Source organism: uncultured Roseovarius sp. (assembly GCF_913054395.1).
Taxonomy (GTDB): Bacteria; Pseudomonadota; Alphaproteobacteria; order Rhodobacterales; family Rhodobacteraceae; genus Roseovarius.
Map to the genome: position 1 here is coordinate 1 of NZ_CAJXIP010000129.1, position 9504 is coordinate 9504.

Annotated in this window: 10 protein-coding genes; 7 read left to right on the forward strand and 3 right to left on the reverse strand. The window is 60.2% G+C overall.

Going from position 1 to position 9504, the window contains the following annotated elements:
* Positions 1-614, reverse strand: a 614-nt coding sequence (locus tag QZ522_RS15025; protein WP_294613302.1) for a VTT domain-containing protein, incomplete at its 3' end; no start/stop codon positions are given.
* A 282-nt stretch (positions 615-896) separates the two neighbouring features.
* Between QZ522_RS15025 and rpmH the strand changes: the two genes are divergently transcribed.
* From rpmH to yidD, 3 genes are read left to right on the forward strand one after another with little or no spacing between them, the layout of a single operon-like run.
* Positions 897-1031, forward strand: a complete 135-nt coding sequence (rpmH, locus tag QZ522_RS15030) for a 50S ribosomal protein L34 (protein WP_027241708.1) — start codon at positions 897-899, stop codon at positions 1029-1031.
* Between the two features lie 59 nt (positions 1032-1090).
* A complete protein-coding gene (gene rnpA / locus QZ522_RS15035; RefSeq protein ID WP_294613316.1) occupies positions 1091-1477 on the forward strand; it encodes a ribonuclease P protein component in 387 nt (128 codons plus the stop codon).
* Positions 1474-1713, forward strand: a complete 240-nt coding sequence (gene yidD, locus QZ522_RS15040) for a membrane protein insertion efficiency factor YidD (protein ID WP_294613319.1) — start codon at positions 1474-1476, stop codon at positions 1711-1713. The genes rnpA and yidD overlap by 4 nt, the downstream gene beginning before the upstream one ends.
* Here yidD and speB read toward each other — a convergent pair.
* Positions 1710-2672 carry an agmatinase gene (gene speB / locus QZ522_RS15045; RefSeq protein WP_294613322.1) on the reverse strand — a complete coding sequence of 321 codons (963 nt, stop codon included), beginning with the start codon at positions 2670-2672 and terminating at the stop codon, positions 1710-1712. The two genes, yidD and speB, sit on opposite strands and share 4 nt — an antisense overlap.
* A gap of 137 nt (positions 2673-2809) precedes the next feature.
* On the opposite strand from speB, the gene guaB reads away from it, so the two are divergent.
* The 3 genes from guaB (at position 2810) to QZ522_RS15060 (ending at position 7843) form a co-directional block, all read left to right on the forward strand.
* A complete protein-coding gene (guaB, locus tag QZ522_RS15050) occupies positions 2810-4258 on the forward strand; it encodes an IMP dehydrogenase (RefSeq protein WP_294613325.1) in 1449 nt (482 codons plus the stop codon).
* A gap of 39 nt (positions 4259-4297) precedes the next feature.
* On the forward strand, positions 4298-5464 hold the full coding sequence (locus tag QZ522_RS15055) for an RsmB/NOP family class I SAM-dependent RNA methyltransferase (RefSeq protein WP_294613328.1): 1167 nt from the start codon (positions 4298-4300) through the stop codon (positions 5462-5464).
* A 216-nt stretch (positions 5465-5680) separates the two neighbouring features.
* A complete protein-coding gene (locus QZ522_RS15060) occupies positions 5681-7843 on the forward strand; it encodes an ATP-binding protein (protein ID WP_294613336.1) in 2163 nt (720 codons plus the stop codon).
* A 38-nt stretch (positions 7844-7881) separates the two neighbouring features.
* Here the strand turns inward: QZ522_RS15060 and QZ522_RS15065 are convergent, their stop codons facing one another.
* Positions 7882-8529, reverse strand: a complete 648-nt coding sequence (locus QZ522_RS15065) for a sulfotransferase family 2 domain-containing protein (RefSeq protein ID WP_294613331.1) — start codon at positions 8527-8529, stop codon at positions 7882-7884.
* Positions 8530-8721: 192 nt separating this feature from the next.
* Here QZ522_RS15065 and recA point away from each other — a divergent pair.
* Positions 8722-9504, forward strand: a 783-nt coding sequence (gene recA, locus QZ522_RS15070) for a recombinase RecA (RefSeq protein WP_294613333.1), incomplete at its 3' end; no start/stop codon positions are given.

The following is a 9504-nucleotide window of genomic DNA, read 5'->3' on the forward strand; positions in this document are numbered from 1 at the left end:
AACACTTCCCCGAGTCCGACACCGATCCAGGTGAAGACGATGCCGCCCGGGATGATGCCGAACACGGTGGTGAAAGCAAAGTTGACGAACTTTACCCCGACCAGTACCGGCAAGAGATTGGCCACGAAAAACGGCACTGCGGGCACAAGCCGCATCAGGAACAGAACGCTGATCTCGTTCTCGTTCAGTCCGGCCTTTAGCTTTTTAAGCGTGCCGTCAGAGGTTTCGATCCTGGCGGCAAGCGCCTGACCAAGGCCCCAGCGGGCGGCCAGAAAGATCGTCATTGCCCCAAGCGAGGCGGCGGTGACGTTGAAGGCGGTGCCCAGCACCAGCCCGAACAGGAACCCGCCCGTGACCGAGGCCACGGCCGCTCCGGGCAACGAAAACGCCACAATCACGAAATAGACGGCAATAAAGGCCAGCACCATCAGCGCGTAATTGGCATCGCGAAACGCCAATAACGCCTCGCGGTTGTCGCGTAGCGTGTCAAACGTGATATAGTCGCGCAGAGTAAAGAACCCGATGACGGCGACCGTCAGGATGATCGCCAGGGGCGCGTGCCGCATCACTCCGCCCTTGGCGGGTTGTGGGGTGTCGTTCGAGGATTTGTCCATTGTCCTGCCCGGTTTGAATTCACTGCTCTCTAGTTGCATAGCCGGACGCGCCACCGCCAGTGGCCTCACGAGGGGGTGATCGGGGGTGAATGTTTCCGTCGCGTAAATTGACGCCTTTCGCGGGATTGTAACATTGGGCAGACGAATGTGTATGTTTTTGTTGCAAAAGCCGCCCTGCGGGTTTGACTTGTGAAAATCGGCCCTCTATAGACCGGGCTTCAGATAACACAGGGCGAGGCGCGATTCCTAAATGCGCCACCTGACAAAGTCGGAGACGGAGCGATGAAACGCACCTTTCAACCCTCGAACCTGGTTCGCAAGCGCCGCCACGGGTTTCGTGCACGTATGGCCACCAAAGCAGGCCGCAAGATCCTTAACGCACGTCGCGCACGTGGCCGCAAGGAACTGAGCGCGTAAGCGCCAGTCTTGTTGAGACAATGACACCGCCGGGCGCCCCTGACAGAGATGCAGGACCCATGCACCCGGCGGTTTCGTCTTGTCCGGATGCCAGGCCCAAATCCCTCGGGGTGTTGCGCAAGCGCGCCGATTTCCTGGCTGCGGCACGGGCCCGCCGACAAGGCACCCCGTCGATGATGGTGCAGGCGCGCAGGCGCTGCGAGGGGGATGGCGGGGTAGGCATTCGTGTCGGCTTTACCTGTTCCAAGAAGGTCGGTAATGCCGTGGCGCGCAATCGCGCCAAGCGCCGCCTGCGGGCCGCCGCACATGAGATTTTGCCCGAAAGCGGCCTGAGTGGTTGGGATTATGTCCTGATCGGGCGCAAGGATGTCACCGCAGAGCGCCCCTTTGAGGCGCTCAAGGGGGATCTTCTGCATGCGCTTGCCAAGCTGCACCCGGTCCCATGACCCCGCTGGCGCGCCTTCTGTCGCTGCCGATCAAGGCCTATCGCCTGATCCTGTCGCCCTGGGTGGGCTATCACTGTCGCTATCATCCGACCTGTAGCCAATACGCCCTTGAAGCGCTTGAAAAGCATGGTGGCTTGCGGGGCGGCTGGATGGCTGCCAAGCGGATCGGACGTTGTAATCCCTGGGGGCAATGCGGCCTCGATCCGGTGCCTGATCCCAAGGATCGCGACGCCTAAGCACCCGCGCGGCGCGCGTGAAAGATAAAGCCGAGCAGGTTCAGCAAGACTTGCGCCGCCAGAATCGTCGTCGATCCGGTCGGATCGTAATCCGGCGCCACCTCGACAAGGTCGATGCCGACGATGTCATAAGCACTGGCCACCTCCTGCAAAATTTCGAGCACCTCGTAATAGAGAAATCCGCCGTGGCTTGGCGTACCGGTGCCCGGCGCGATCGAGGGGCAGAAGGCGTCAATGTCGATGGTGATATAGACCCGCGCGCCCGCCGGGATGCGTGCGGCGGTCGCCTTGGGGCCGAGCCTGCGCACCTGACGCACCGACAGGATGTCAGACCCGCGCGCACGTGCATCGTCATAGCCCTCTTTCGCGGTCGAGCTTACGTTGCGGATCCCAAGCTGTGTCAGGCCGGTGACATAGGGCTTTTCGGAGGCGCGGCGCATCGGATTGCCATGGCCAAAGCGCACGCCATGACGTTCATCGACGAAATCAAGATGGGCGTCGATTTGCAGAACGTGAATATCGCCCTGATCGTCAAAGGCGTTGATGCAGGGAATGTTGACCGAATGATCGCCGCCGATGGTGACGGGCAGGGCGCCCGCCGCCAGAATGGCGCGCACGCCGGTCTCGATATTGGCGTGGCTTTTGATGGTATCGGTATGGACGATATCGGCATCGCCAATATCAACGATGCGCACATCGCCGGGCAGATATATCGCGTCATCCTCGTGATCATAGGCCCCGGCGTGGCCAAAGCTGAACAGTGTCGAGGCCTCGCGCACGCCGCGCGGACCAAAGCGCGCACCGGGTCGCCACTGTGTGCCGGAATCGAACGGCGCGCCAAGCACCGCGACATCGGCGCTGATCGACGCCCAATCGGCCACATAGGGGCGCTTGCCAAAGGTTGAAATCCCGACGAATGGCAGGTCAAGCCTGCCGCCTTCATATCCGTGATCCGCCATGCGATCCCCCGCTTTTTTATGTGCCTGCGCGAAGGTGGCCGCAAATGTCGCGGGCGGCAAGGCACGAATCGCCCTTTTCGTCGGGGCTGATCCGTGAAATAGGGAAGCGCCAAACGAGATATCCATGGAGAACCGGAATGGAGATTCGCGAGGCCTTTACCTTTGATGATGTTCTGCTGGTGCCTGCGGCATCAAATGTGCTGCCCAACACAGCAGATACGCGCACCCATGTGACGCGGTCGATCAGCCTTAATATCCCGCTGCTCAGTTCGGCGATGGATACGGTGACCGAGAGCCGGATGGCGATCTGCATGGCGCAGCTTGGCGGCATGGGGGTGATTCACCGCAACCTTGACGTTGAAGAGCAGGCCAATCAGGTGCGCCGCGTGAAACGGTTCGAGAGCGGCATCGTTTACAGCCCGATCACCCTGACCCCGGATCAGACGCTGGCCGATGCCAAGGCGCTTCAGGAGCGCTATAACGTTACCGGCTTTCCGGTGGTCGATGAGAAGGGGCGCGTGGTTGGCATTGTGACCAACCGCGACATGCGCTTTGCCGAGGATGACAAAACCCCCGTGCGGGTGATGATGACAAGCGAGAACCTTGCCATCCTGCAAGAGCCCGCCGATCGCGAACAGGCCAAATCCCTGATGAAAGAGCGGCGGATCGAGAAACTTCTGGTGACCGACGGCAAGGGAAAGCTGACCGGTCTTCTGACCCTGCGCGATACCGAACAGGCGGTGTTGAACCCCACGGCCTGCAAGGACGGGCTTGGGCGGCTGCGCGTCGCGGCGGCCTCGACCGTTGGCGATGCCGGGTTCGAGCGGTCCCAGGCGCTTGTGGATGCCGGCGTCGACATGATCGTGATCGACACGGCGCATGGCCATTCCGAAGGTGTGGCGATCGCGGTCGAGCGCGCCAAGAAGCTATCGAATGAGGTTCAGGTCGTGGCCGGGAATGTTGCCACCGCCGAGGCCACGCGCGCCCTGATCGGGGCGGGCGCCGACGCCATCAAGGTCGGGATCGGGCCGGGCAGTATCTGTACCACGCGGATGGTGGCCGGTGTCGGTGTGCCGCAGCTGACGGCAATTATGGATTGCGCGCGCGCGTCGGGCGACATCCCGGTGATCGCCGATGGCGGCATCAAGTTTTCCGGCGATTTTGCCAAGGCGATTGCCGCCGGTGCGTCCTGCGCCATGGTCGGCAGCATGCTTGGCGGCACCGACGAGGCGCCCGGCGAGGTGATCCTCTATCAGGGCCGGACCTTCAAGGCGTACCGCGGGATGGGAAGCCTTGGCGCCATGGCGCGCGGCTCGGCCGATCGGTATTTCCAGAAGGATGCCGCCAGCGATAAGCTGGTGCCCGAAGGCGTCGAGGGGCAGGTGCCGTACAAAGGTGCGGCGGGCAATGTGATCCATCAGCTGGTCGGCGGTCTGCGGGCGGCGATGGGGTATACCGGCTGTGCGACAATCGAAAAGATGCGCAGCGACTGTCAGTTCGTGCGCATCACAGGGGCCGGATTGCAGGAAAGCCATGTGCATGACGTTCAGATCACGCGCGAAAGTCCGAATTACCGTATTGGGTAATTTTTTCATGGACTTGTCGAGTAAAGCTAAGGTGGTTTCATGACCCCTGCCGCCCGGATTGCCGCCGCGATCGAAATTCTGGATGCGATGCTTGACGGCGCGCATGCGGAAAAAGCGATCTCGGGATGGGCAAGGCGGTCGCGTTTCGCCGGATCCAAGGACCGCGCGGCGCTTCGTGATCACGTGTTCGGCGTGCTGCGCTGTCGACGCTCTTATGCGGCGCTTGGCGGGGCCGGAACCGGGCGTGGCCTGATGATCGGCGCATTGCGTGCGCAGGGCATTGATCCGGCAGGGCTCTTTACAGGTGAAGGCCATGCACCCGAAGCCCTTAGCGCAGCAGAAAAGACCGCCGGATCTGCGCCCGAGGGCGCGGCGCGGCTTGATCTGCCCGACTGGATATGGCCGCTTTTCGAGGCGTCGCTTGGTGACGATGCCGAAGCTGCCGCGCTTGCCTTGCGGGCCCGCGCGCCCGTGATGCTTCGGGTCAATCTGCGACAGGGGGCCCTTGCTCAGACGATTGCGCGCCTCGCCGACGAGGGGATCACGGCCCATATGCATCCGATTGCCAGGACTGCCCTTCATGTCACTGAAGGCGAACGGAAAATCACGGGGTCTGCTTGTTACAACGATGGTCTGATCGAGCTTCAGGATGGCAGCAGTCAGGCCGCCATGGAACAGCTCGACATCGCGCCTGGCGCGCGGGTTCTGGATTATTGTGCCGGGGGCGGCGGCAAGGTTCTTGCTCTTGCGGCGCGCGGCGAGGGGCATTGGTTTGCGCATGATACCGCGCCGCAGCGGATGAAAGATCTTCCGGCCCGCGCCGAGCGCGCAGGCGTTCGCGTCGAGATCCTTGATGGCACGCAACTGCGGCGCGAGGCTGCGTTCGATCTTGTGCTCTGCGATGCGCCCTGTTCGGGCAGCGGCACCTGGCGCCGCACCCCCGAGGCAAAATGGGCCCTAACGCCTGAGCGCTTGCGCGAGTTGACCAAAATCCAGTTGGAAATCCTGAAGGCCGCAGCGCCCCTGGTGGCCCCAGGCGGGGTTTTGGCCTATGCAACATGTTCTGTTTTTGATCAGGAAAATCGAGATACTATCTCTCGCTTCCTGGGGGAAACAACGGAGTGGCAGGTCGCAGGTGAGGATCGGTTTCCCATCTCCGAAGGCGGTGACGGTTTCTATATTGCTCGACTTCAGAGGATTTATTGATCAAGATTCAACTTTGACGTGTTTTTTTGCGCTGTCGTTAAGTCTCGTTCAAGGCTTTTGTGTCAGACAGGGACACGAAACACGTATCAAAGGGAAACGATCTTGGCTTTTTTGACCATTGCTGTTGGTCCAATCCGTCAGGCGGCATTGCGTGTCAGGCCGCGTGCGGCAGCGGTGCTTGTGACCGCGTTTTTGTTCTGGGCGGCGGCGTATCTCATGCCTGCGGGTCTGGTTCAGCTGATTCTTGGGCTGGTCGGGGCGACGCTGGCGCTTGTGGCGATATGGAGCATGGCGATTATCCGGATGCCGGGGCGCTCGGCGCCGGATATGTTTGGGGAAGACATGGCGCCCTCTATTCTGGCCGGACCGGAAGGGCAAATCGCATATTCCAATCCCGCTGCGCTCCGTTTCCTGGACGCCGGGGCAGCAGTGACTCTTGCCGGGGCCCTGCGCCATGTGCTGGCCAATCCCGACGCCATTCTGTTTCGCATGGAAGGCCGCGCCACTGCCAAAGGTGCTGCTGTTGAGGATGTGGTGACGCGCACGGGGCATTTGCGACTTAGCGTGCATCGGGCGGGTCCTGATCATTTTCTCTGGCGGATTGAAAAATCCGCCGATCGCCCGCAGCGCAATGCGGATCCAATGCCATTGCCGATGCTCACGGTGGGGCGCAATGACGCGGTTTTGTCCATGAATGCCGCGGCGCGCGATCTTGTCGGCCTGCGGGCGCGTGCACTCGATATGATAAGCACCAAACTGCCGCTGCGCTCGGGGCAGATGAACGAGATAAACACGGTCGATGGCAAGGTGTCCTGTCTTGTGGTCGAACTTGAGGGCACGGCCGGACGGCGTGAGGTATTCCTGTTGCCGGGAATCGTCGGTGCCGAACGCCAGCCGGACGGTTGGGCGTTTTTCGACGACTTGCCCGTGCCGCTTCTGAAGGTTGCACGCGACGGGTTGATCCAGCTTTCAAACCGCCCCGCGCGTGATTTGTTGGGGGTGGCGAGCTGCAAGGGTGCGCTGCTTGGGGATATGATGGAGGGGCTGGGGCGCTCTATTTCCGATTGGCTGGATGATGCGGCGGCGGCGCGCGGTACGGTTCATTCGGAATTCCTGCGGGTGCGCCGCGAAGATCAAGAGGTTTTTGTCCAGGTGACCCTGAACCGCGCGATGGAAAATGGCGAGGTGGTGCTGATTGCCGTGTTGAACGACGCGACCGAGCTCAAATCCTTGGAGGCGCAGTTTGTCCAAAGCCAGAAAATGCAGGCGATTGGCCAGTTGGCAGGAGGGGTTGCGCATGATTTCAACAACCTTCTGACGGCGATTTCCGGGCATTGCGATCTATTGCTTCTGCGCCATGATCAGGGTGATATCGACTATAGCGACCTCATGCAGATCAATCAGAATGCCAATCGCGCTGCGGCGCTGGTGAGTCAGCTTCTGGCCTATTCCCGCAAGCAGACACTGCGTCCGCAGGTGGTTGATCTGCGGGACACATTGTCAGACCTGACCCATCTTTTGAACCGTCTGGTCGGGGAAAAGGTCACCCTTTCGCTTAGCCATGATCCCGTGCTTTCGACCATCCGCGCCGACAAGCGCCAGTTGGAACAGGTTCTTATGAACCTTGTGGTTAATGCCCGCGATGCGATGCCGGGGGGGGGCGACATCCGGATCCTGACCGAGAACCTGACATTGACAGAGCCTCTGCGCCGCGATCGCGCGGTAGTGGCGCCGGGCCGCTATGTTTCTGTTCAGGTGATAGACGAGGGCACTGGGATTTCGCCCGACAAGCTCCACAAGGTATTCGAGCCGTTCTTCACCACCAAGCGAACCGGCGAGGGGACCGGCCTTGGGTTGTCCACCGCTTACGGGATCGTGAAACAGACCGGGGGGTTCATTTTCGCAGATAGCACCCCGGGCACGGGCGCCCGCTTCCAATTGATTTTTCCGGCCTACTTGGGGGAGGAAGGGACCAGGACCGCCCCCAAGCCTGTATCCCAGACCGAGGCCACGGTGAGCGGTGTGATCCTGTTGGTTGAAGACGAAGCCCCGGTGCGTGCCTTTGCCAGCCGCGCATTGCAGTTGCGCGGCTTTACCGTGCTTGAGGCAGAATCAGCCGAAGAGGCCCTGGAGCTTTTGACCGACGAAGCCCTTTTGGTGGATGTCTTCGTCTCCGATGTGGTCATGCCGGGGGTCGACGGGCCAACCTGGGTGCAAACCGCCCTCAGGGACCGCCCCGATGTGAAGGTGGTTTTCATGTCCGGCTATGCCGAGGAAACCTTTGGCGACACGCAGGCGAAAATTCCGAATTCGGTATTCCTGCCGAAACCGTTTTCTCTCAACGAGTTGACCGAGACGGTTCGGCGGCAAATTGGTTAATCCGGGCCTGGACAATGCCTTGGGTCGCCGAGCGTGACCTAATCGTCATCGCCGGGTTTCGGACGGGCTGGAAGGGGGCAATACTGGCCGCCTTCGCCGATCCCGTTCCACAGGGCAAAATCGCTGGCAAACTTCCGCCTGAGGCGCGCCTCGGTCCTTGCACTTAATTCCAGTGGGCGAGCGGGCGAGGCGTTGAGGGGGGCCGTCCTGATCCGCGTCTCGAGCCGGTTTTCGAGAAACCGCATAAGGCCCGGTTGATCCTCGTACCGGAAAAGGTGGGTCACGCGGGTTCCATTGCGTTGCGGCTCAAGGAACTTGGATTGCGCGCCAACGGCGGCAAAACCGGGCTGCTTGCCCATGCAATAGGCGCTGACGAAATCATCGAAACTTATGTCATGTGTCCCGTTGGGCGTTCCCTGGATTGCCGACCGTTGACGATAGCGATACCAGCTCCCGAGCCAGCTTATCGGTTCGCGCATGACCGCCAGAACATCGACGTCGGCGCTAATGAAACGTTCAATCATCGGGCGAAAGAAACGATTATATCTGAACACCGGCGCATGTTTCAGCTCGGGCGGCGAGGTCACGGCGATTGCGGCAAGTGGCGCGAGGGCGGCCTGATAGGCAGTGCTGCCGGTTTTGGGAACCGACAGGAAAACCAGATTTGCCTTTGAAAACACTAGCATTTCAGGGCCTTCGTTAAAATAAATCACCAATGCGGTGAGCGTAAACTACTTGTTAATCGTTTAAGGCAAAAGTGAATTCAGTGATAATTTTCTTGATATGTTCCGCTTTTGTCCTCATAACGGCGAGAACAAGAGGCGAACAAAGGCAGCGATTGCCGCCCGTGACCGGGTGTGGAATAAGGAAGCGAACGAATGGCAACGGCAGATCTTTTATCCATGGACAAAAAGAAAGACACGGACAAGCAGAAGGCGCTGGATAGTGCCCTGGCGCAGATCGAGCGGCAGTTCGGCAAAGGCTCGATCATGCGTATGGGCGGCGACAATCCGATCGCCGATATCGAAGCGACCTCGACCGGCTCGCTAGGACTTGATATCGCGCTTGGCATCGGCGGCATCCCAAAGGGACGCATCGTTGAAATTTATGGTCCTGAAAGCTCGGGCAAGACAACTCTGACACTGCATTGTGTGGCGGAAGAACAGAAAAAGGGCGGCATCTGTGCCTTTGTCGACGCCGAGCATGCGCTTGACCCGGTCTATGCGCGCAAACTTGGCGTGAACCTTGACGACCTGCTGATTTCGCAGCCCGATACCGGCGAGCAGGCGCTGGAGATCGTTGATACCCTCGTGCGTTCGGGTGCGGTCAGCATGATCGTGGTCGATTCGGTTGCGGCGCTGACCCCAAAGTCAGAGCTTGAGGGCGAAATGGGCGACAGCAGCGTGGGCGTGCATGCCCGGCTTATGAGCAAGGCGATGCGCAAGCTTACCGGTTCGATCAACCGCACCAAATGCACAGTGATCTTCATCAACCAGATTCGTATGAAAATTGGTGTGATGTTTGGCTCACCGGAAACCACCACTGGTGGTAACGCCTTGAAGTTATACTCTTCGGTTCGCTTGGATATTCGTCGTACTGGTGCTGTAAAGCAAGGTGATGGAGTTACGGGTAACGACACTCGAGTCAAGGTGGTTAAAAAC

Excerpts from the sequence above, each read along its gene's own strand:
- rpmH (WP_027241708.1), top strand. The coding sequence starts at position 897 with ATGAAACGCACCTTTCAACCCTCGAACCTGGTTCGCAAGCGCCGCCAC.
- rnpA (WP_294613316.1), top strand. The coding sequence starts at position 1,091 with ATGCACCCGGCGGTTTCGTCTTGTCCGGATGCCAGGCCCAAATCCCTC.
- yidD (WP_294613319.1), top strand. The coding sequence starts at position 1,474 with ATGACCCCGCTGGCGCGCCTTCTGTCGCTGCCGATCAAGGCCTATCGC.
- speB (WP_294613322.1), bottom strand. The coding sequence starts at position 2,672 with ATGGCGGATCACGGATATGAAGGCGGCAGGCTTGACCTGCCATTCGTC.
- guaB (WP_294613325.1), top strand. The coding sequence starts at position 2,810 with ATGGAGATTCGCGAGGCCTTTACCTTTGATGATGTTCTGCTGGTGCCT.
- QZ522_RS15055 (WP_294613328.1), top strand. The coding sequence starts at position 4,298 with ATGACCCCTGCCGCCCGGATTGCCGCCGCGATCGAAATTCTGGATGCG.
- QZ522_RS15060 (WP_294613336.1), top strand. The coding sequence starts at position 5,681 with ATGCCTGCGGGTCTGGTTCAGCTGATTCTTGGGCTGGTCGGGGCGACG.
- QZ522_RS15065 (WP_294613331.1), bottom strand. The coding sequence starts at position 8,529 with ATGCTAGTGTTTTCAAAGGCAAATCTGGTTTTCCTGTCGGTTCCCAAA.